At 74.3% G+C, this 21,127-nt stretch carries 15 protein-coding genes, 1 tRNA gene and 1 pseudogene; 10 read left to right on the top strand and 7 right to left on the bottom strand.

Annotated features, from left to right (window positions below):
- Positions 1-8 precede the first annotated feature (8 nt).
- On the bottom strand, positions 9-1,190 hold the full coding sequence (locus IPQ09_17855; GenBank protein MBL0196048.1) for a hypothetical protein: 1,182 nt from the start codon (positions 1,188-1,190) through the stop codon (positions 9-11).
- Positions 1,191-1,545: 355 nt separating this feature from the next.
- Between IPQ09_17855 and IPQ09_17850 the strand changes: the two genes are divergently transcribed.
- Together IPQ09_17850 and IPQ09_17845 are read left to right on the top strand one after the other, a co-directional pair.
- The gene (locus tag IPQ09_17850) at positions 1,546-3,033 is read left to right on the top strand and encodes a haloacid dehalogenase-like hydrolase (protein ID MBL0196047.1); all 1,488 of its coding nucleotides are present in this window, start codon (positions 1,546-1,548) and stop codon (positions 3,031-3,033) included.
- 177 nt (positions 3,034-3,210) lie between these two features.
- Positions 3,211-4,869, top strand: a complete 1,659-nt coding sequence (locus IPQ09_17845) for an amidohydrolase family protein (GenBank protein ID MBL0196046.1) — start codon at positions 3,211-3,213, stop codon at positions 4,867-4,869.
- 133 nt (positions 4,870-5,002) lie between these two features.
- Here the strand turns inward: IPQ09_17845 and IPQ09_17840 are convergent, their stop codons facing one another.
- Both IPQ09_17840 and IPQ09_17835 read right to left on the bottom strand, forming a co-directional pair.
- On the bottom strand, positions 5,003-5,188 hold the full coding sequence (locus tag IPQ09_17840; protein ID MBL0196045.1) for a hypothetical protein: 186 nt from the start codon (positions 5,186-5,188) through the stop codon (positions 5,003-5,005).
- A 2,908-nt stretch (positions 5,189-8,096) separates the two neighbouring features.
- Positions 8,097-9,302: pseudogene (locus IPQ09_17835) on the bottom strand (beta-lactamase family protein).
- A 599-nt stretch (positions 9,303-9,901) separates the two neighbouring features.
- On the opposite strand from IPQ09_17835, the gene IPQ09_17830 reads away from it, so the two are divergent.
- From IPQ09_17830 to IPQ09_17820, 3 genes are all read left to right on the top strand, one after another.
- Positions 9,902-10,267: a hypothetical protein gene (locus IPQ09_17830; GenBank protein ID MBL0196044.1), complete on the top strand. Its 366-nt coding sequence runs from the start codon at positions 9,902-9,904 to the stop codon at positions 10,265-10,267.
- Between the two features lie 167 nt (positions 10,268-10,434).
- Complete coding sequence (locus tag IPQ09_17825) at positions 10,435-10,857, top strand: hypothetical protein (GenBank protein MBL0196043.1); 423 nt, start codon at positions 10,435-10,437, stop codon at positions 10,855-10,857.
- A gap of 448 nt (positions 10,858-11,305) precedes the next feature.
- On the top strand, positions 11,306-12,568 hold the full coding sequence (locus IPQ09_17820; protein MBL0196042.1) for a hypothetical protein: 1,263 nt from the start codon (positions 11,306-11,308) through the stop codon (positions 12,566-12,568).
- 19 nt (positions 12,569-12,587) lie between these two features.
- Here the strand turns inward: IPQ09_17820 and IPQ09_17815 are convergent, their stop codons facing one another.
- Positions 12,588-13,490 carry a helix-turn-helix domain-containing protein gene (locus tag IPQ09_17815; GenBank protein MBL0196041.1) on the bottom strand — a complete coding sequence of 301 codons (903 nt, stop codon included), beginning with the start codon at positions 13,488-13,490 and terminating at the stop codon, positions 12,588-12,590.
- Between the two features lie 322 nt (positions 13,491-13,812).
- On the opposite strand from IPQ09_17815, the gene IPQ09_17810 reads away from it, so the two are divergent.
- Positions 13,813-14,043 carry a hypothetical protein gene (locus IPQ09_17810; protein ID MBL0196040.1) on the top strand — a complete coding sequence of 77 codons (231 nt, stop codon included), beginning with the start codon at positions 13,813-13,815 and terminating at the stop codon, positions 14,041-14,043.
- 597 nt (positions 14,044-14,640) lie between these two features.
- Here IPQ09_17810 and IPQ09_17805 read toward each other — a convergent pair.
- Both IPQ09_17805 and IPQ09_17800 read right to left on the bottom strand, forming a co-directional pair.
- Positions 14,641-14,714 (bottom strand) — tRNA-Met (locus IPQ09_17805).
- A gap of 81 nt (positions 14,715-14,795) precedes the next feature.
- Positions 14,796-15,620, bottom strand: a complete 825-nt coding sequence (locus IPQ09_17800; GenBank protein MBL0196039.1) for a hypothetical protein — start codon at positions 15,618-15,620, stop codon at positions 14,796-14,798.
- Positions 15,621-15,942: 322 nt separating this feature from the next.
- Here IPQ09_17800 and IPQ09_17795 point away from each other — a divergent pair, with 322 nt between their 5' ends.
- Together IPQ09_17795 and IPQ09_17790 are read left to right on the top strand one after the other, a co-directional pair.
- A complete protein-coding gene (locus tag IPQ09_17795; protein ID MBL0196038.1) occupies positions 15,943-16,779 on the top strand; it encodes a metallophosphoesterase in 837 nt (278 codons plus the stop codon).
- Between the two features lie 40 nt (positions 16,780-16,819).
- Entirely contained in the window at positions 16,820-17,239 is a 420-nt protein-coding gene (locus IPQ09_17790; protein MBL0196037.1) for a hypothetical protein, read from the top strand.
- Positions 17,240-17,242: 3 nt separating this feature from the next.
- On the opposite strand, the gene IPQ09_17785 is transcribed toward IPQ09_17790, so the two are convergent.
- Positions 17,243-17,914 (bottom strand): methyltransferase, encoded by a 672-nt coding sequence (locus IPQ09_17785; GenBank protein ID MBL0196036.1) that lies wholly within the window; start codon positions 17,912-17,914, stop codon positions 17,243-17,245.
- A 392-nt stretch (positions 17,915-18,306) separates the two neighbouring features.
- On the opposite strand from IPQ09_17785, the gene IPQ09_17780 reads away from it, so the two are divergent.
- Positions 18,307-19,704 (top strand): L,D-transpeptidase, encoded by a 1,398-nt coding sequence (locus tag IPQ09_17780; GenBank protein MBL0196035.1) that lies wholly within the window; start codon positions 18,307-18,309, stop codon positions 19,702-19,704.
- Between the two features lie 55 nt (positions 19,705-19,759).
- Positions 19,760-21,109, top strand: a complete 1,350-nt coding sequence (locus IPQ09_17775) for an MBL fold metallo-hydrolase (GenBank protein ID MBL0196034.1) — start codon at positions 19,760-19,762, stop codon at positions 21,107-21,109.
- Positions 21,110-21,127: the final 18 nt, after the last annotated feature.

Below are 21,127 nucleotides of genomic sequence, written 5' to 3'. Positions count from 1 at the left end.
ATCGGCGCTCATCGGCGCTCGATGAGGCTCTCGAAAGCCTCCAGCGAGTGCCCCCAGATGTGCTTCTCGAACCAGAGCCGCGCTCGGCGGCCCATGTCTCGGTACTCCTCGGGTGAATCGAGGAACCCCTCCAGGGCGCGCGCGATGTCGTCGGGACGCTGAACGTCGATCATGGGATACATCTCCGGGTAAAGGTGGGAGAACAACGCGTCGTCCCGCCGGTGGAAGAGGGGCTTGCCCATGCAGAGGACCTCGGCGACGACGCCGCCCATATACCAGGAGTCAGGCCCGTACTCGCCGCAGGCGAAGTCCGTGAGGGTGAGGTTCACCATGACGTCCTTCCGGCTCGATCGCGGCAGCCACAGGACGTCGTCTTTGAGGCCGAGCTCGTTGACCAGGGCGCGCGAGGCGGCCACGTCGGGCCCGTACTCGTAGAACACGATCCCGACCCGCGCGCTCGGCCTACGCTTCTTCACCGCGGCCACGGCGTGAATGAGCTTGTCGGTGCCCTTCGACCAGTTCGTGGAGCTCGCGCCCTTCCAGATGTGGCGCGAAGGCGAGGTGACGAGCACGTCAGTGCGCTCGCGGAGGCGCCCGGGGGGATGCCAGTAGGCGGTCCTGGCCTTGAGGACCTCGGGAGTGTAGAGCGGAGCATAGGGGAGAGGCGGCGAGGCGAAGACGCGCTTTCCCTTGTAGCCGAGCTTGGCGAGGGCGGGCTCGACGTAGGAGGGAGAGATGTCCGCGAACACCGCGCGACTCTCCACGATTCCCCGGCGCTGCCAGTATGGATAGGCCACGAGGGAGCGGAGACTCCTACGGTCGAACTTCGGCGGGCGGAACGCGTCCTCGCACAGGTCGCCTCCGAAGGGGATGAAGACGTCGAGCACCCGGCCGGCGCGCGCGACGAACGCCGGCGCGGAGCCCGATCCGACGAAGAAATCGAAGGGCTCGAGGTCGCGAGCGACCGTGTCCATGTCGTACGAGGAGAAGCGGCTGGCCGTCCCCCACGGGACCTCCCGCGTGTAGTTCTGGTAGTCCAGGTCGAAGGTGTCGCACGAGGGGTGGAAGTGCGGCCCATCCGCCATCTCGTTGTCCATCAGAAACAGGGTCACGTCGTGACCCTGGTCGCGGAGGTGGCGAGCTGTCGAGAAGAGAATGTTGTTGGTGTTGTTCAGCAGAACGATGCGCATGATGGTTCCGTTGCGCGATGCCTCGCGCGCTCCGAGGGGCATCCTGCGCCGTCGTCCCTCTGGCAAGCCTTGCCCGCCCGAACAGTCGACAACGGTGTAGGTTCATGGGCCTGGAGGCGTGGGAGTGTACCCCGACGGCTGGGGAGTCACCAGCAAAAACGGGCCATGGAGCGGGCGGAACGCGGCCGGGAAGCTCGCGCCGGCGCCGGCGGCGGCACGCCAAACGCGCCCCCCGAGATCGTCTTCCACCCGAGTGAACACTGCCTGAGGTGCTGTCACAGCTTCGTCAGCGTACGGCGCCTCGTCTGATGGACGTGTGACCCTCGGTCGGGGACGCCGGCGCTACCGTGTGGGAATGGGAACGGCACGCAGCGCGCTCTTTGGTGAGTCACGCCGGGGCGCGCACTCGGGCGCCGGCGTCCACACGAGGCTCGTGGAGCGCTTTCGGGTCCACGGAGCGCCCATCGACTTCCGCGAGCTGTGCCTCCGCGCCGTGCCGACGAGCACGCGCCTGCTCGTGCTCGACCTCGACCGCACCGTGCACCTCGACCGCAACATGGGCGAGCTGCTCGGCTGGGAGATCGCCGCGCACCTCGGGTACGGGCCCGAATACCTCGCCGACCTCGAGCCCACACGCGCGCCTGGGAGAATGTTCCTGGCGCCCTCGCGCCCGCTCTCGAGTCTCCGCTACCTCGCGCGGGCGGTCGCGCTGTGGGGACCGCCAGGCCTCTTCTACCTCGTGTGGGGCAAGCTCGCGTGGGGCGCCTCTTCCTTGCGCCGCAGCACGTTCCGCCGCTTTGGCCCGGAGCCCGTGCGCGCCGTCCAGCGGGTGCCGCAGCACGCGCTCCTCCATCAGCTCGCCGCGCTCCCCCGGGCCACGGTGCGCGAGCTCGCCACGCGCGTGCTGCGCCGCCACGCAGCCGACCAGACCCTCGATCGCGCCGATCTCGACTGGCTCCGAGCACGCTGCCCGGGGCTCCGGGTCGTTCTGAGCAGCGCCTCGCCTCGCCCCATCGTGGAGGCCGCCGCCGCCGAGCTCGGCGCCGACGATTTCCTCTCCACGGAGGTCGAGGAGTTGGAAGACGGCTCGAGCGCCCCGTGCGATCTCTCCCGGCTGGGCCGGCCCCTCGGCGCGCCGGGGCACATCTCGCGCCCGAGCCGACAGCGCATCAACGCGGGCCCCGCGAAGCTCGAGGCGCTCTGCGCGCGCTACCCCGACCTCCTCGATCCCGAGGTCGAGAGTGTGGGGATGACCGACACGGGTTATGGCGAAGATCACTCCTGGACCGAGCTGTTCCGCACGGTCATCGACGTGAACAGCACCGCGCCCTTCCCCCCCGTGGTGTCGTACGCCTCGCCGACGCGCGCGGTCCACTCGGCGCTGCTGCTCACGCGCGCCGAGCGCGACGGCGCGCCCCCCCGTCTCCCGACGGCCGAGGCTCGCGAGCTCTCGGCCCGCGAGCTTGGCGAGGTGCTCGGTGGCCTCCCCGCCGAGATCGAGGCGCTCGCCGGTCAGCTCGCGGCCGCCGAGGCCGAGCACGCGGACGCGCGCGACGCGGCGCGAGCGGCGCTCCTCGCCGTGGAGCCCGAGCTCGAGGCCACCGTCGAGCGCTACAACGACGCGAGCCCCCGCGCGCGCCCCGCGGAGCTCGCGGAGCTGGGGCGGCTCCTCGCTCAACGTGACCGCCTGGGCGCCCGCATCGTGGAGATCGAGCGGCCGCTCTCCGACCTCGCGTTCGCGCTCACCGTCGCCCTCGAGGCGGCGCGGGCCTCGCTCACTCGCCCGCCCGCCGCGCCCACGCCTTCGATGCCCCTCGCGGTGGCGGTACCTCACCAAGGGTGAGCAGCTGCCAGGTTTGGGCTTCTGCGAGCCTGCATTCTCGCAGTGGCGGTAGCTGGCCGCGGGACCGAACAGCCCGAGGGGTGAATCGGCGAGCTTCTCTTGGCGGTTGTCGCACCGTACGCTCTTTTCGTGCCGAGACTTCGCGACGCCTCTAGGTGGGCTGGGATCATCGCTGCGATGATCCTCGCTGCGTCTGCCACCGCGTGTGGGTCGGAGGGCCTGCCCCCCTCCGAGGACGCGAGCGTCTCGGACGCCACGCCACCGGACGCCACACCCGCCAAGGACGGCGCGGCGCCCGACGCCGGCGACGCGGGCAGCCCCGACGCGAGCGCTGACTCCACGGCGCCGGACGGCGGCGCTGACTCCACGGCGCCGGACGGCGGCCCAGGCGACGGTGGCGACGGCGGTCCGCCTCCCGAGCCCAGCATCGTGCCGGGCCTCCCCGGGCGCACGCTGCTCGCGGGGACGATCCTCACGGCGACTGGAGCGATCACCGGCGAGGTGCTCGTCGTCGGAGACACGATCCAGTGCGTGGAGCCGGGCAACACGTGCTCGAGCCACCCGGACGCGGCGGGAGCCACGCGAATCGAGACCCAGGGCGTCATCTCGCCAGGGCTCATCGACACGCACAACCACATCTTGTTCGACGTGTTCGACGCCGACGACTGGGCGCCGATCATGTCCTATCAGAACCACGACCAGTGGACCAACGAGCCCGGGTATCACGAGATGCTCGACGTGAAGCACTGCCTCGCGAACGACTCGCAGGGCAAGCCCGCCTGGTGCGCCGCGACGGTGTACGGCACCGCCGCCGGCAGCCTGCGCTGCGAGATGGACAAGTGGGGTGAGCTGAAGGGCCTCGTGTCCGGGACCACGAGCATCGTCGGCCTCCCAGGGACGAGCGCCGGCTGCTTTGGCAGCCTCGCCCGCTCCGTGGACGTCTCGCAGAACGGACTCGGCACCGACACCGTCCAGACGAGCGCGCTCTTTCCTCCGAGCGACGCCAACGCCGTCTGCGCGAACTTCGCGTCCGGGCGAACCACCTCGTTCATCGCGCACTGCGGAGAGGGCGTCGACGCTCGGAGCCTCAACGAGTTCGCGCGTCTGGGTGTCTCGACGCCGCCCGGCTGCCTCTACGCCCCGCAGACCACGTTGACCCACGGCGTCGCCTTTGGCGCGAACGAGTTTCTCAGCATGGCAGCGACGGGCATGAAGCTCGTGTGGTCTCCCCAGTCCAACCTGTCGCTGTACGGCGCCACGGCCAACATCCCGCTCGCCGTCGACTCGGGAGTGCTCATCGCCCTCGGCCCCGACTGGTCGATGGGCGGAAGCCAGAACATGCTCGACGAGCTTCGGTTCGCGTCGAACTGGAGCACGACGCGCTGGGCGGGGCGCTTCACCTCGAGGGACCTCGTGACCATGGCCACCGCGAACGGCGCCACCGTGCTCGCGCTCGACGACCGCCTCGGGAAAATTGCCCCTGGCTACCTCGCCGACATCTCGGTCTTCCGCGGGAACGTGGGCGCCCCCTACGACGCGGTCGTCACCGCGAGCCCGAGGGAGGTCACCCTCGTGATGGTAGGCGGGGTCGCGCTTTACGGGGACACGGTGCTCGAGCCGTCGGCGCCCGCGGCCCCTGGCTGCGAGACCGTCGACATCTGCGGGCGGCCGAAATTCCTCTGCGCGGCGACGTCCACCCCGGCCAACAAGCTCGACCAGACCTTCGCCCAGATCCAGACGGCGCTCTCTCAAGCGCTCGCCGAGACCGACGCCATACGCGCACCCGCGAAGGCGTTCTCACCGCTCACGCCGCTGGTGAAGTGTCCCCCTCCGTGAGGGCTCCGCTGGGCTTTCGCCCCTGGGCGACGCCGGGACGTGGCCGACGAGGCGCCCCGAACGTGGCCGTCGGTCGCTGTCGGCGCTTCGGGCCCATGTGACGCACCCCCGCACGAAGCCAGCCGTCTTGCCCTCAGTGCGTCTCGAACTCGTATGTCAGCTCGACGAGTCCGGAGACGGGGCCGACCCGCTTCGCGTTCGGGAGCTTGACTCCTGCGATGAGGATCAGCGAGTGCGTGATATTCCACTGCGCTCCAGGGACCGTAGACGACGTGGGATCAAATTGCGAGCTGTGAGCGCGGAAGAGCTCTCCGCTCATTCCGCGTGAGATAGCTCGTCCGCTCGCGAGCCCGAGCTTGGCCTCGACCTCCGCCCCCTCGGCCCCAACGTCCCCCCTTCAGAGTCGAGCCCCCGCGGCGCTCAAAACGGCGCCTTGCAGTCCCCCTCCAGGCTTCTCAGATCTCTGACGCCAGCGGCCTCGGCGGCGGCCATGAAGGCGGCGCAACACGCGGTGTTCAGCGCGGCGGGGGGGGGGGGGGGGGGCCGCGGGGGCGGGGGGGGGGGCCCGGGGGGGGCGGGGGGGGCGGGCGGGGGGGGGGGGGGGGGGGGGGGGGGGGCCCCCGCGGGGGGGGGGCGGCGCGGGGGGCCGGGGGGCGCGGCGGGGGGGGGGGCGGGGGGGGGGGGGGGGGGGGCGGGGGGGGGGGGGGGGGCGGGCGGGGGGGGGGGGGGGGGGGCGGGGGGGGGGGGGGGGGGGGGGGGGGGGGGGGGGCCGCGGGGCCGGGGGGGGGGGGGGGGGGGGGGGGGGGGGGGGGGGGGGGGGGGGGGGGGGGGGGGGGGGGGGGGGGGGGGGGGGGGGGGGGGGGGGGGGGGGGGGGGGGGGGGGGGGGGGGGGGGGCGGGGGGGGGGGGGGGGGGGGGGGGGGGGGGGGGGGGGGGGGGGGGGGGGGGGGGGGGGGGGGGGGCGGGGGCGGGGGCGGGGGGGGGGGGGGGGGGGGGGGGGGGGGGGGGGGGGGGGGGGGGGGGGGCGCGGGGGGGGGGGGGGGGGGGGGGGGGGGGGGGGGGGCCCCCGGGGGGGGGGGCCCCGGGGGGGGGGCCCCGGGGCGGGGGGGCACCGGGGGGGGGGGGGGGGGGGGGGGGGGGGGGGGGGAAAGAGGGCGGCGGGGGGGGGGGGGGGGGGGGGGGGGGGGGGGCCCGGGGGCGGGGGGCGGGGGGGGGGGGGGCGGGGGGGGGGGGGGGGGCGCGGCGGCCGGGGGGGGCGGGGGGGGGGGGGGGGGGGGGCCGCCGGGCCCCCGCCGGAAAAAAAGGGGGCCCGGCCGGGGGGGGGGGGGGGGGGGGGGGTGGGGGGGGGGGGGGGGGGGGGGGGGGGGGGGAACCGGGGGGGGGGGGGGGCCCCGGGGCGGGGGGGCCCCCCCCGCGGGGGGGGCCGCGGGGCCGGGGGGGGGGGGGGCGGGGGGGGGGGGGGGGGGGGGGGGGGGGGGGGAAGTTTCCCGGGGGGGGGCGGGGGGGCGGGGGGGGGGGGGGGGCGCGCCGGGGGGGGCCCGCCCCCGGGGCGCCGGGGGGCGGCGGGGCCGCGCCCCCCCCGGCGGCCCCCGGCGGCGGGGCCGGGGGGGGGGGGGGCCGGGGGGGGGGGGCCGGGGCGGGGGGGGGGCGGCGGGGGGGGCGGGGCGGGGGCCGCGGGGGGGGGGCGGGCCGGGGGCCCGGGCGGCGGGGGGGGCCCCCCGGGCGCGCGCGCCGCGGGGGGGGGGGGGGGGCCCCCCCGGGGGGGGGGGGGGGGGGGGGGGGGGGGGGGGGGGGGGGGGCCCCGGGGGGGGGGGGGCCGCCCCCCCCGCGGGGGCCCGCGGGGGGCGGCCCGCCGCCGGGCCCGCGGGGCGGGGGCGGGCGGGGGGGGCCCCCCCGGGGGCCCCCCGGGGGGGGGGGCGGGGGGGGCCCCGGGGGCGGCCCCCCCCGGCGGCCGCCCCCGGCCCGGGGGGGGCGGGGGGGGGCCCGCGGCCCCCCCCGGGGGGGCCCCCCCCCCCCCCGCCCCGGCGGCGGCCCCCGCCGCCCGGGGGGGGGGGGGGGGAGAAGGCCGGGCCGCGGGCCCGCGCGGGGGGGGGGCCGGGCCCCCCGGGCCCCCCGGGGGGGGCCCCCCGCGCCGGGCCCGGGGGCGGGCGCGGCGCCCCCGGGCCCCCCCCCCCCCCGGGGGCCCGGGGGCCCGCCCCCCCCCCCCCCGGGGGGCCGCCCCCCCCGCGGGGCGGGGCCGCGGGGGGGGGGGGGGGGCGGGGGCGGGGGGGGGCCGGGGGCCCCGGGGCGCCCGCGCCCCCGGGCCCGGGCCCCCCCCCCGGGGGGGGCGGCCGGGGGGGGGGGGGGCCCGCGGCCCCCCCCCCCCCCCGCCGCCCTTCCCCCCCCCCCCCCCCCCCCCCCCCCCCCCCCCCCCCCCCCCCCCCCCCCCCCCCCCCCCCCCCCCCCCCCCCCCCCCCCCCCCCCCCCCCCCCCCCCCCCCCCCCCCCCCCCCCCCCCCCCCCCCCCCCCCCCCCCGGGGCCCGCGCGCGGGGCGGCCCCGCGACCCCGCCCCCCGCGGGACCGGCCCCCGCCCCGGCCCGCGCCGGGCGCCGCCGGGGGCGCCCGGCGCCGCCCCGGGGGGCCGGCCCCCCCCCCCGGCCCCCCGGGGCCCCCGGCCCCGCCCCCCGGCGCGCGGGGGGGCGGCCGCACCCGCGGCCCCGGGGGCCCGCCCCGCCCGGGGTGCTTCCCGCAGGGCGCGGCCCCGGCCCCCCCCCCCGCCGGGCCCCCGCCCCGGCGCGCCCCCCCCCCCCGCCCCCCCCCGCCCCCCCCGCCCCCCCCCCGCGGGGGCCCCCGGGCGGCCCACCCGGCCGAGGGCCGGGCCCGGGCCGGGGCCCGGCAACCCCGCCCGCGACCGCCCCCCAGCGCCCCCCCCCCGCCCGCCGCGCCCCCAGAGCGGGGGGGCCCCGGGGGGGGGGCGGGGGGGCGCGCGTCCGTGGGGCCCCCCGGCGCCCCCCCCGCGGCCCCCCCCCCCCCGCGGGCAGGGGGGGCGGAGGAAGGCCGGCCGCGGCGCCCCGGGGGCGGCGGCCGGGGGGGGGGGGCCGTGGGCCCCCGCGGGCCGGCGGGCGGGAAAAGGCCGGCGGGGGTGCCCCGTAAGCAAAGGGGGGAGTGGTGCGCCCCCGGCGGGCGGGGGCGCGACAAAAAAAGCAGGCCGGCGGGCGGGCGCACCACCCCCGCCGCGGGGGTGGAGACCGGCGCCCCGTTGGCGCCGAGGATCACGGCGACGTGGCGCACTGGCTCGTAAATCATGCAGGTACTCGTGCCCGTGGACACGCCGTTCTTCTTGTAGAGCGTCGCGACGCCGCGAGGGAGAATTCCAATGCCGAGGCCTTGGTCGACCGCCACGCCACCGGGGCCGGTGTGCGCGAACCGCGGAGTCTCCATGGCGCGAATGGCCCGCTCGATGGCCGGCGACGGAGCGGCGTCGAGGCGACCCAAGACGCGCAAGAACCGACCGAAGTCGGCCGCGCTCGAGTAGATGAACCCGTCGCCCGTGAAGACTCGGGGCGCCACCACGCCGGCCGGCTGGAAGCGAGCCCCGCTATGCCCAGGCATGAGGCCCGGCGCACCGGGAGGCAGCTCCTCGGGCGCGACGGTGTTCGTCATGCCCAGCGGGCCGAGAGCCTTCTTGAGGAGTGTCGCGTAGGCCTCTCCAGCGGAGTGCTCGAGCGCGAGCTGGGCCAGCGCAAAACCAAAATCTGAATACGTGTAGCGGGCGCCCGGCTCGCCGCTGAGCTCCGTCGTCGCGAGATCTTCGCGAAGGTTCTCCTTCGTGTAGGACTGCCACGCCGCGGTCATGCCCGCGACGCCTTGCGCGGTGGCCAGCGAGCGGTCCAGCGTTGCGGGATACCGGGGCAGGCCGCCCGTGTGCGCGAGCAAGTGGCGGAGCATGAGTACGCCGCCGCCAGGTCCACTGGGCACGCGAAAGTCCGGCGGCAGGTAGGTCCCGAGGGGAGCATCGAGGCGGAGCCGTCCCTCCTCCACCGCCTGCGCCACCATGAAGGCCGTGATGACCTTGGAGACGGACCCAATGACCCAGCGCTCGTGACCCGTGACGGGTTGCTTTTCCGTAGGGGTCAGTGCTCCGAAAGCGAACGTGGAGCTGACGGACGGTGACTCCACGCGCAGCACCATGCCGAAGGGCTTCTCGGCCTCTGTCCCCGAGTTCAGATGGAGCGCCATCAGCGGCTCGAGGGTCCGGCGGAGCGCTTCGGCCTCGGCCCCCCCGTCCGGAGCTGCTGTAGCGGTCGGCCCCGCGTCGCCAGCATCAGGGGGCAGCGGCGCGGCCCCGTCCGCCCCGGCCGGCGGTCGCGGCGCCGCGGGCTGCTCCGCTGCCACGCTGCACGCGGGGATCAGCACGGCGGTCAGGAACAAGGGCAGCGCGCGACGCATCGTCATGAGGGTCTCCTCTGCGGTGACTCAGTATGACACGCGGGGGCTGCCACGGGGCCGGAATGGACTCCCTACTCTACGCGCAGACTCGCGAGCGCGGCGCGGAGCGCGGCGCGCTGGCTCTCGACATCGGCGCGCGTGGTCCCGAGGCGGGCGAGCGTCGCGTCCGGCACGCGGAGCAGGTTGTCGATCTCGTTCGGGTCTTTTTGGAGATCGTAGAGCTCGACGTCCTCGCCCCCCCGCCGAGTGCGTTCGCACCTTCGCGCGGGAGGTGTCCTCGTAGTGCTCGACGTACTCGTAGCGATCGGTGCGGACGGCAGCGTGGGTGTCGGGGCCGGGACCGCTGCCGGCCCAGCACTCCGTGAGCACCTGGGCGCGGGAGACCTCTCCGCTGGCGCCCGTGACGAGCCCTGCGAGGCTCTTGCCGTTCATCTTCGTGCCCGGCGGCGGCGTCACCCCCGCGAGCTCCGCGAAGGTGGGCGCGAGGTCGACGTTCATGACGAGCGTGTCGACCACGCGGTTCGCCCGTAGCTGCGAGTGGGCCAGCGGCCCAGGCGCCGCGCGACGCTGGCGCGGGGGCGGTCGGGGTGCGTTACCCTCGGGCCATGCGCAAGGGATCCCCCACCACTCTCCTCCGGCTCGGGTGGCTCGCGCTGATCGCCTGCGGAGGGCCGCCATGGTCCGTGGCCGGAGCCCCCGACGCCCCTCCCGATCGCCAGTTCCGGACGGGGACCGAGGCAGGGGAGGACGTGTACGTCTGGGAGTGCCACAAGGGGCAGCGCGTGGTGGTCCATCAGTCGGGCTCTGCCTGCCTCGGCACGAGGCCGCCCGTGATCACGCGAGGGCCCTGCGGGGAACCGCTACCGGTCGAGAGCAAGTTCCCGCCTCTCGACGGTGGCGGGGTGAGCCGCGTCCCCGAGTCGCTGGAGTGGCCCGGCACCCCGCGACCGAGGGACGGCGCCGCGGACTGAGTGCCCCCGAGGAGTCCGGATCGCTGCGACCGTCGAGCACCGCTGCGACACACGTGGACACTTCCGCCCGCCCCTATGGCGGCCGTCGGCCCCACGCCCGCGGGGGTCGTGTCATGCGTTTGGGGGACGCGTCCGGGCGTTGCTGAAATTTAGATCCTATCTTTAGATTGGCCCATGCGATTTGCTACGAGGAGCCCGCACTCAAGCTGAAGATCTCGCGCGGGGGCCGACTCGACGAGCTCGTCACGCTTCCGCACGGCCCGACACCCAACGACGGGCTCTGGATCAAGGCGCCAGACGACATCTGGGTGGGGGGGTGGCACTTCGACGGCGCCGCTTGGCGTCACGAGTTCATCGGAGGGCGTCACGTCATCGGCAGCCGCGGCGCCGATGACGTCTGGCTCCTCAAACCGCCGCACGCGGACGGTACCCCGGGGCATGTCCTTCACTGGGACGGTCGGGAGCTGGCCCCTGTTCGTGAAGCGCGGAGTCTCTTCGCCGGCGCGCTCGGAGGCGGTCCGGGAGGCGCGCTGTGGCTCGTCGGTACCGAGGGTCGAACGCTCCGGTACGGCCCGAGGCTGGAGCGCTGAGCGCTCGCTCCGCGGTGGCCGTCCCCGCGGTCCGCCGAGTCAGTGACGTCGTCGGGCGGCCCCGACGCTGTGCGAAGGCGATAGCGCTTGTGGACGCTCGGGTCGGCCGTCGGGCCCGTCCACACCATGGAAGGTAACCGTACGGGATACCGAGCCCTCGCCGTCATGATCCGCGCCGCGAAGGCTGGAAGGCTCACGGAGAAGAGCTGATCGTGACCTGGGGCCGAATCGGCACGAACGGCCGACACAGACCAAGACCTTCGCGTCGGCGCGCTGAGCGCTCGCTCCGCGGTGGCCGTCCCCCTGCGGTCCGCCGAGTCTTGCTGCGAGAGGTTCCCTGCTCGTAACCATTCCAGAAAGAATGGCGGCGAGCTACCCCGGCACGGCGGACACGCGCTACGCTCCCGGCATGGCTCAGCTGCGACGGCCCATCCCGAGGGACACCCGAATGACATCGACACGTTGGCAACTCAGACTCTCGTCGGTGCTGGCGCTCCTCACGGCGACGGCGGGTGTGGGCGCCGCGCTCTACGGTTGCTCGGACACCCCCGCGGATCCGCTCGACGGAGGCGCGGACGGAACCCCTCCTGCGCCGGCTACCGACGGGAGCGCCTCGGAGCTCGACGCCGCGCGCCCCCAGGACGCCGCGCGCCCCCAAGACGCCGCGCCTCCCCAAGACGCCTCTCCCCCAGACGCCGCTCCTCCGCAAGACGGCGCGCCCCGAGACGCCACGTTTCCGGACGTGACGCTTCCGCCGTCGTCGCAGAAGCTCATCTTCGTGAACGCGGCCAACTACCTCGGGCCGGCGTTCGAGGGCTCGACGGGCGCTGCCGCCGCGCTGAACGGGGCGATGCGGATCTGCTTCCGCGCAGGCCCCGACGGCAGCAATCCGTTCCTGCCGGTCCCGCCCATCCCGAACAAGGCCGCGCCTCCGCTCCCTATCGCAGGCTACCTGCCGGGCACGGGCGGCGTGCTCCCCGCGAAGGTCGACTTCTCCACGACACGCCTCGAGCTCTACGCGATGAACGCGCAACTCCTGGCGTCCAAGGGCGTGACGAACACGTCGTGCGGTGACCTCTTCGTGCGCGGGTACCCTGACGCGGGGACCCTCCCCGTCGAGGGCGTGGACTTCGTGAAGCTCGGGGCGATCCCCGCGGGGACGTTCGCGGTCGAGACGACCTACGTGGTGGCCGCAGAGGGCTGCAGCGCGGGCTTGACCGACGCGACCCTGGCCGCGGCGAAATGCGGCCCGACCTACGATCCGGCGACAGGCCACCTGAGGCTCTCCGTTCGCACGATCAGTCGCGGACCTGTCGGCCCGACGCAGCTCGGCGCGCAGCTCGTTCACGCGACGAGCGCGGCCAGCACCCTCGCGGTCAATGCGGGTGTCGCCGCCGCGGGTGGCGGCGCGTTCAAGCCCTTCGCGGCCGCCGCCGTGGCCTATGGCGATCCGGTCACGCCGCAAGTCGTCCTGGCCGGGGTCAACCTGACGAGCGACACGTTGTCGATGAACCCGGCCCTCCCGGGGATCCCGAGCTATTCGTTCGCGTCAGCCGTGGCGGCCACCTCTGCCGGCACCCCCATCGCGCTCGGCAGCAGCCACGTCTTCGTCGTGGTGGGGGAGGTCGGGGACACCACGGGCGTCGCCACTCGCAAGCTCCACTTCTTAGGATTTCCGGCGGACCCCGTCGTGCCACCGCTGGTTCAGTAGGGCGCCCTGGGCGAGCCGCTCAGCGGGTGGCCCCACCCTGGCGCGGAACCAAGGCATCGGCGAAGGAGGCGAGCTGGAGCATGCCGTCGCAGAACGCGGAGTAGCGAAGTTGACGGCGCAGCGAAGGGACGAGGGCTCGGCCGCCGATGACGAGCGCCGCGCCGCAAGCCTTGGCCGCCTGCTCCAGCAAGCTGCACTCCGCGACGGTCTTCTGCTCGTCTTCAGAGGCCCCGACCGACAGCCAGACGACCCGCGGCTCGACGCGGGCGATCGCGCGCGCGATGGTCGCCCCGGGCAGACCGGTTCCGAGAGACCTCGCGTCGAAGCCGCGATCCCGCAGGACGAGCTCGGTCATGGTCGTGGGCAGCGCGAAAGGATCGTGCTCCAGCGTCCCGCCGATCGCCTTCGGAGCGCGCTCCCCGAGCGGAGCGAGCCGCGCGCCGAGGTCGTCAAGGCAGCGGCGGACGAGCTCGATCGCCCTGCGCTCCTCGTAAATCTCGAGCGAGCCGCGTGACCAGCGCTCGCCGATCTCGGCAAAGGCAGGGGCAATGAGCTCATCGCAGAGCACGTCGACCGTGCGGCCCCCGAGCCAGTGAGACTCGAGCGCGGCCAGGACGGCCGGGCGGTCGCCGGCGAGGAGCGCCTTGAGCAGCGCGGCCCGCGCGGCGCCCGCTGGCTTTGGAGGGGCCGCCGCCGCGGCCAGCACCGACCCGTCGCGGATCCCGCGACCATGTTCGCGCGCGAAGCGAAGCACCGCGTGGGACGGGACGCGACGATGCCCGCCCGGGGTGCGCTCGAACGGGAGCAGGCCGTCGTCGCACCATCGCTTGACCGCCGACTCGCTCACCCCTAGCGCCTTCGCGACCTCTCGCGGAGAGAGCTCTTCCTTGAACGTTTTGAACGATTCATGGACCCCAAACATGACGAGATCGTAGCCACCGCGACTTATTTTGCAACCTTGTAGCGCAGCGACGCATCAAACAGGCGATGCCACGAAATTGCAGATGGATGAACGTTTTGAACGTTTATCAGGAGCGCTCACCCGTCGCCGCGTGGATCGAACCGGGGGGGGTGAGCGAGGGCGCTCGGACAGCGGCGGTCCAGGGAGGGCGCTCGCGGTTCGAGCGGGGATCGCGGTTTCGGAGCACGACTCACGAGCGCAGATCGCTCTCGTGGGCGGGTCCGAGGGGCGCGCCTCACGCGCGGACCGACCGACGAGTCCAACAACGAAGGGAAGGCACACATTGAAGTCGACAACACTCACCTACGCTCCAGACCCGCCGAGACCTGCGCTGTTCGAGCGCCCGGACTACCTCATCCTCACGCCCGCCGCGCTCTCGGTCTTGTTCTCGATCGTCCTGTGGTTCGGTCCACTCGGCACACCAAACAAAGAAGGGGGCCTCTTCGTCGCGTCATGGGTGCCGTCGATCCTGTCGCTCGGCTGTTTCGCAAAGCTCGCCAGAAGGGAGAAGTAACATGGGTGACTCGAACATCTTCTCAGGTGGTCTGTTCATGACACTCTGGCTCGTGGCCTTCTTCGGCTACTCGTTCTACGAGCTGCGGAGGGGATATCCCGAGTTGGCCCCCAGGAATCCCGGGCGGCCCCCTGCACGAACCTCTACAGGCGCCGTCTCCGTCCACGAGGACGATGAGCGAATCCCGCACATGATGGATTCGGCCAGCCGCCCGACCCAGGCTCCACGAGACATGGGCTATATTTGGAGCACTGATCGCTCGAGTCGAATGAACTAGCACTATGTTCGGGAGCTTCTTTCGGAACGCGGCCCACTGCGCCAGATCGTCCTGAGCGCGAGGTCGGCCTCACGCCGGGTGAGGTCGACGATGGCGCTGGCGGGAGCGAGCTCCGAAGAGGCGGGCTTCCACGGGGGCGTGGGACGACGCGACACGGACCGTCAAGGCTCAGAAGAGCGAACCCGAACGGCGCACGTTCCCCATCGCCGGGCCGCTCCTGCCGTCGCTCGATGCCCTTGACGCCCTCTCTTCGGGGGGGAATTGGGCCGAGCATTGGGCCACAAAAAGCCAAAACCCCAGCTTTCACCGGGGTTTCTTAGTTGCGCGGGTAGGATTTGAACCTACGACCTTCGGGTTATGAGCCCGACGAGCTACCAGGCTGCTCCACCGCGCGTCAGCGAGGTGCAACCTACGCTCTTGGTCCGGGATGTCAACTGTTTCGGACACCTGCGCGCGAGCGACCCTCGAGCCCCGGCTACGGAACGAGATAGCTCGTCACCACGGGGCGGTCGGCCGTGAACTGCGTGTAGTCGCGCGCCACGTCGAACGTGGTGGGGCTCCAGGGGCGCGCGATGATCACCGCGTCGTGCAGGCAGTCCGCGGCCAGACAGCCGGAGCCCGTGGCGCGGACCTCGAACGGCGCCCCGCCGGCCGCGGCCGCCGCCGCCTGCATCGCGGAGGCGTTGCGCGAGAGCAGCGCGCCGTCCCTCGCGTACACGAACCGGAGCGAGCCGAGGGAGGCCCGGTGCGGCGCGAGGTCGCGGGCTGCGCCATCGAGGACGTAGTAGCGCACCCGCGCGAGCGCACCGGAGGTCGGCGCGAGCTGACCGATGAGCTCTTCGGCCACGTAGGCGCCGCTCGAGTGCGCGAGCAGCGTCACCGCTCCGTACCCGCCGCGCGTGAGGTCCGCCGCGAGCGCGGAGTTGGCGATGTCCGCGCGCCGCAGGTACGCCGGATCGTCGGGCCCCTTCACCGCCACCAGCCACGCCGCCCCTCGGGCCGCGAACGCGCGCGCGAAGAGCTCGTCGACCAGAGCGCGCACATGGAGCGACGTCGCCCCGAAGCCCCCGTACACGACGACCACGTCGCGCGGGCCGCCGCCGCCGAGGCCGGTCTGCCGCGCCGCGATGCCCGCGCCGAAGGTGGCCCACGGCGTCGGCGCGCCGGCCTCACCGGCGTCGCGCGGGCCCGCGTCCTCCGGCCTCGCGTCCTCCGGCGAAGCGCCGTCGCGCGGGGCGTCTGCACCTGCGTCCGCCCGGCCCCCTGACTCCGCGCCGGCGTCCGGGTCAAGCGCGTCCACGAACGCAGGCTCGAGAGGGTCGCCTGCGGCGCCGTCGGAGCACGCCGTCAACGAACACGACAGCCCGAGCGCGACGAGGCCCACGACGCGATGAGCGAGCGCCGCGGAGCGCGCAGGGCGTGGAACGTGGGAGCGCGGAGAGGTCATGGAGGGGAGCGGCGAGCGCCCCCCTGGAATACTCGGCGCACGCCGGGCGTCCACCCCGGATGCGCATGGAGATGCAGGCGAGCCGCCGGCGAGCGGCCTGCGACGCGACCGAGGGGAGTACAGCGTGAAGTGGTCGAGCGAGGGGCGGGGCGGCGGGTATTCGCGTGCCCGCGGCGTGATTGAGTCGCTCCTCGACGCCGCCTACGTGGGCGGCTGGCCCGCGCGAGTCTGGGGCGCGACCCGCAGGTCGCGGGACGTCCGCGAGGTGCACGCGGAGGTCGTCGGGCCGCGCGGGCTCAGGCCGCTCCGCGTGTCGTTCGCGTCCGACCTCCACCTTGGCCCCACCACCTCTCCCTACACGCTCGATCGAGCGTTCGCGCTCCTGGCCGCGGCTCGCCCCGACGTGCTGCTGCTCGGCGGGGACTACGTGTTTCTCCACGCGTCGAGGGAGAAGGCGCGCGCGCTCGGCCGGCGCGTCGCGGGCGTCGGGGCACGAACCACGCTCGCCGTGCTCGGCAACCACGACCTGTGGACCACCCACGCGCACCTCGAAGCGGCGCTCACCGACGCCGGCGCGCGGGTGCTCGTCAACGAGTGCCACAGACTGGGCGCGCCACACGACGGGGTCGCGGTCGTGGGCCTCGACGACCCGTGGACGGGCCGCCCCGACGCCACCACCGCGTTCGCGGGGGTGGGCGACGCGCGCGTGGTGCTCGTCCTCTGCCACGCGGCCGAGGGGCTGCTCGCCTGCGCGGCCGGCGGACACCGGTTCGATCTGTTCGTGTGCGGCCACACCCACGGTGGCCACGTCGCGACGCCGCTCGGCGCGCCCGTGGTGCCGGGTCGTGTCGGGCGCGTCCTCGTGAGCGGGGAGCACTCCACGCCCGCGGGGCGAGTGCTCATCTCGCGCGGCGTGGGCGCCACCGAGTTACCTTTCCGCGCCTGGGCACCGCCGGACGTCCTCCACGTCGCGGTCGTGCCCGAGGGCGGCGAGGCGACGACCGGCGCGTAGGCCCTTGCGCCCTCGGGCACCCGACCGCTAGAACGCCTCGATGCTCGCTCGTCAGGCGCCGGTGTCGCTCGTCCGCTCGTCTCTCGCCTCGGCGGCGTCGCTCGCGTCCGTCGCGGCGCTGGCGACCACGCTCGTCGCAGGCTGCTCGGAGGCGGCGACGCCCATCCCCACGACCGAGCCCGACAGCGGCGCGCTCACGATCGCCTGCACCTCCACCGACTGCACCTGTCCAGACGGGCGCACGTGCGCGATGACCTGCCCGAGCGGCCAGTCTTGCTACGCGAAGTGCGGCAAGGGCTCGTCGTGCGAAATCGACTGCGCGAGCTCCACCGACTGCGCGGCGCGGTGCGACGAGAAGGCCACCTGCAACGTGCGCCGTCAGACCGGCGCGTCGCCCACCGTCACCTGCGCCGAGGGCGCGCAGTGCCGCACCTACCTCGGCCAGAGCACCCCGAAGTAGCCGTCACGGGCTCACGTCGCGGCAGGTGAGCTCGAGGACGCGCGCGCGCAGGCTGCGCCGCCCCTCGAGCTCCTCCGGCACCGGGACGTCGACCTCGAGGAGCACACGCACGCCCTCGCGCGGCGCGTACGCGCGGCCAGGATCCCCCACCAACACGCGGACCCCGTCGTTCGTAAGCATTCGAAACCACTCGACAAAACGCGGTGTGTCCGACGGGTCGTAGAACACGTCGCCCGCGAGGAGCACGTCCACTCCGCGCAGCGACTCGCCGACCCGATCGGCGGTCTCGAAGGCGAGGGCGAGCCCGTTGTCGTCGGCGTTCTGCCGCGCGGCGCTCTCCGCGAGCGGATCGACGTCGAGCGCGAGCACCGAGCGGGCGCCCGCGCGCGCGGCGGCGAGCGCCACGAGGCCCGAGCCCGAGGCGAAGTCGACCACCGCGCGACCCGCCACGCACGCGGGGGTGTCGAGCACGTACCGCGCGAGCGCCTGGCCACCGGCCCAGGGGAACGCCCAGAAGGGCGGCTCGAGCCCCACCTCGGCGAGCCAGGCCTCGGTCGCATGCCAGAGCGGGGTGACCTCGGCGGCGACCCGCACCGTGAGCTCGGGCACGAGGGGCACCCGCGCGCGGGTCGTGTTCCGCTCGAGGAAGGCGCTGTGCTCGTCGCGGGACCTCACGGCGCGATCGGTACCACCATCGCGACCACGAAACCCGGCCCATTTTTCTGGCCAAGCGGGCCTCGGCGCAGCATGGTACCCGCGTCGTGCGCCGTCTCCCGAACGCCACCTCGCGCTGGTCTCTCGCGCTCTTCGCCGCCGCCGCCGCGGGCGGCTTCGTGACGTCGGGTTGCTCCGGGTGCTCGAAGGCGCAAGGCGCGGCCGACGCAGGCGACGACGCCGAGCCCGTCGCGGCGGCGTCCCTCACCGGCGCGACCACCTCCAGCGGATCGGCGGCGCAGCCGAGCAGGGGCCCGGCGTGCCCGAGCGGCGCGTGCGTCGCCGCGCTCGACCTGCAGACCAGCGTGTTCGAGAAGCCCACGACCGCGTCGAGCAAGATCGGTTACCTGCGCATGGGCGCGATCGTGCCGAGGAAGGGCGGGCCGATCGCGAACGGGGAGTGCCCGGCCCCCGGGGGCTTCGTGCACATCGAGCCGGCGGGCTACGTGTGTGTCGGCAAGAGCGCGACCCTCGACCTCGAGACGCCGCTCGTGCGCGCGTCCAGCGTCCGCCCCGACCTCCGAAAGCCGCTGCCCTACGCCTATGGGTTCGTTCGGGCGGTCGCGCCGCAGTACCTCCGCGTTCCCACGAAGGACATGCAGCTGAAGAGCGAGATGAGCCTGAAGGAGCACCTCGCCAAGTTCGAGAAGAAGCGCGAGGAGCTCAACGCCGTGGTGCTCGGCGCGAACGACGTCGAGGTCTTCGGGTACAAGCCCGAGAAGCTCTCCACGGCGATGACCCAGGCCGAGCTCTTCGGCGGCAAGGGAGAGGCGGATCCACCCCCGTTCTGGCTCGAGGGCACGAGCCGAAACATCCCCAACGTGTCGGGGTTCACCGTGCCGCCCGGCGCCATCTTCGCGAACCGGGTGCTGCGGCACTCGGGCCTCGCGTTCGTGGGCTTCTTCAACACCGACAAAGACCACCTGAACCGCCCGTTCGCCATCACGGTCGATCTACGCCTCATCCCCACCACGAAGGTGAAGCCCGACACGGCCTCGCGCTTCCATGGCGTCGAGCTCGAGGGGTTCGGCTTTCCCATGGCGTTCTTGCGTGTCGACGACGGCACGAAGAAGGCGCGGACGGCGGTGAAGCTCACCGGGCAGGCGCGCGGAAAAGGCACGGACCAGGAGCGCGAGCTCGTAGGTGGGCGCTGGCTCAAGTCCAAAGATCTCCACGTCGCCCGCCCGCCCGCGGAGCTGCCCGCCGCGGCGGCGAAGGGCGAGAAGTGGATCGACGTCTCCATCGAGAACCAGGTGCTCGTCCTCTGGGAGGGCAAGAAACCCGTGTATGCTACACTTGTGTCGACCGGGCAGGACGGCGCCCGGGATCCGAAGACGACCAAGTCCACCGTGCAGGGCACGTTCCGCATCAAGAACAAGCACATCACCTCCACGATGGACTCGAACGAGCGCTCCGGCGGCAGCTCCGGCGGCGGCCCGAGCCCCGGTGGTGGGGGTGAGCCCGGGCACAAGCAGCCGCCGCGCGACAAGGACGGCAAGCAGCTCCGGCGCGGCGCGGGCAGCTTCGAGCTCCGCGACGTGCCTTGGGTGCAGTTCTTCGAGGGCGCCTACGCGCTCCACGCCGCCTACTGGCACGACGTCTTCGGCACCGCGCGCAGCCACGGCTGCGTGAACCTCGCGCCCATCGACGCGAGGCGCATCTTCATGTGGAGCGATCCGCCCGTGCCCGAGGGCTGGCACGGGTTCACCTCCACCGACAACAAGGGCACCACGGTCCACGTTCGCTACTGAAGCGACGCGCGCATCCCTCCTTCCACCGCGCGCCGCTCCCTGCGATGCTCGACGCATGACCGAGGTCGTCGCGTGCGAGAAGATCCATAAGCTCCCCGACGGCCAGCTCACGCTGCTCGGGGCATGGCGCACGGTCACGGGCGCCATGTCGCACGTCGAGCTCGGCGGCCGCGCGGTGCTGGTCGACTGCGGCGCGCCGCAGGGCCGCGACGCCCGCGGCTTCCGTATGCCCGACGCCGCGCGTGACGTGAGCGCGGTCGTGCTCACGCACGGGCACAACGACCACGTCGGCAGCCTCCCCGCGCTGCTCGAGGGCGGCTTCGACGCGCCGATCGTCGGCACCCCCGCGACGCTGGCGGTGACCCGCCTCTCTCTCGAGGACAGCCTGCAGATGCAGCGCGCCTCCGACGGAGAGGTGCGCGCGTTCCTTCGGCGCTTCGACGCGCTCTCTCGACCCGCGCCGTACGGCACGCCGCACCCGCTGCTCCCCGGCGTCACGCTCGCGTTCCACGAGGCGGGGCACATCCTCGGCTCGGCGAGCGTGGAGCTCCGCTCGGCGCGGTCGCGCGTCGTCCTGTCCGGCGACCTCGGCCGCCCGAACGCGCCCATCCTGCGCGATCCGAACACCACGTGGGACACGTCCCGGCCGCTCGACGTCGCCGTCGTCGAGACCACCTACGGCGACCGCGAGCACGCCCACGGGCACGACGACGTGCGCGCCGATCTGGAGCGCGTGCTCCTCGACGCGTACGCCAACAAGAGCCGCGTCCTCGTGCCGAGCTTCGCCATCGGCCGCACGCAGACCCTCCTCTACATCTTGAACGAGCTCGTCGAGGACGGCCGCGTCCCTGCGTTCCCCGTGGCGCTCGACACGCCCATGGGGCTCTCGGTGACGGACACGTACAAGCGCTTCTCACGCATCTTCGACCGCGAGAGCCTCGACCGTCTCGCCCACGGCGACAGCGACGTGCTCGACTGGGAGACCCTCTTCGTCGTCAAGAAGGGGCGCGACTCCACCAGGCTGCGTGATTTGCCTGGCCCGCTGCTCATCATCGCCGGGAGCGGCATGTGCACCGGAGGCCGCATCCTGAGGCACCTCATCGACGGCCTGCCGGACCCGAGCACCGTCGTCCTGTTCGTGGGCTTCCAGGCCGAGGGCACGCCCGGCCGGCGCATCCAAGACGCGGCCAAGGCGGGCGGGAAGGTCGCTATCGACGGCGAGGAGGTGCTGGTCCGCGCGCGGATCGAGAGCCTGAGAGGCCTCTCCGCCCACGCCGATCGGGGCGAGCTGCTCGCCTGGCTCCGTCACCTGCCCACCCCCAAGGTGCTGGCCCTCCACCACGGCGACGAGGACGCGCAGCGGAGCTTCGCGACCTACGTGACCGAGAAGGGTCTCACTCCGTGAGGCGCGCGCCACCGCGGC

This window comes from Myxococcales bacterium (genome assembly GCA_016720545.1).
GTDB lineage: Bacteria > Myxococcota_A > Polyangia > Polyangiales > Polyangiaceae > JAAFHV01.
Note: the sequence above shows the minus strand (reverse complement) of the source record. Positions and strands in the feature narration are given on the sequence as shown.

What these genes read in the sequence shown, in the direction of transcription:
- IPQ09_17815 (MBL0196041.1), bottom strand. Translation starts at nt 13,490, where the DNA reads ATGTTTGGGGTCCATGAATCGTTCAAAACGTTCAAGGAAGAGCTCTCT.
- IPQ09_17830 (MBL0196044.1), top strand. Translation starts at nt 9,902, where the DNA reads ATGCGCAAGGGATCCCCCACCACTCTCCTCCGGCTCGGGTGGCTCGCG.
- IPQ09_17850 (MBL0196047.1), top strand. Translation starts at nt 1,546, where the DNA reads ATGGGAACGGCACGCAGCGCGCTCTTTGGTGAGTCACGCCGGGGCGCG.
- IPQ09_17840 (MBL0196045.1), bottom strand. Translation starts at nt 5,188, where the DNA reads ATGAGCGGAGAGCTCTTCCGCGCTCACAGCTCGCAATTTGATCCCACG.
- IPQ09_17845 (MBL0196046.1), top strand. Translation starts at nt 3,211, where the DNA reads ATGATCCTCGCTGCGTCTGCCACCGCGTGTGGGTCGGAGGGCCTGCCC.
- IPQ09_17790 (MBL0196037.1), top strand. Translation starts at nt 16,820, where the DNA reads ATGCTCGCTCGTCAGGCGCCGGTGTCGCTCGTCCGCTCGTCTCTCGCC.
- IPQ09_17855 (MBL0196048.1), bottom strand. Translation starts at nt 1,190, where the DNA reads ATGCGCATCGTTCTGCTGAACAACACCAACAACATTCTCTTCTCGACA.
- IPQ09_17775 (MBL0196034.1), top strand. Translation starts at nt 19,760, where the DNA reads ATGACCGAGGTCGTCGCGTGCGAGAAGATCCATAAGCTCCCCGACGGC.
- IPQ09_17820 (MBL0196042.1), top strand. Translation starts at nt 11,306, where the DNA reads ATGACATCGACACGTTGGCAACTCAGACTCTCGTCGGTGCTGGCGCTC.
- IPQ09_17780 (MBL0196035.1), top strand. Translation starts at nt 18,307, where the DNA reads ATGGGCGCGATCGTGCCGAGGAAGGGCGGGCCGATCGCGAACGGGGAG.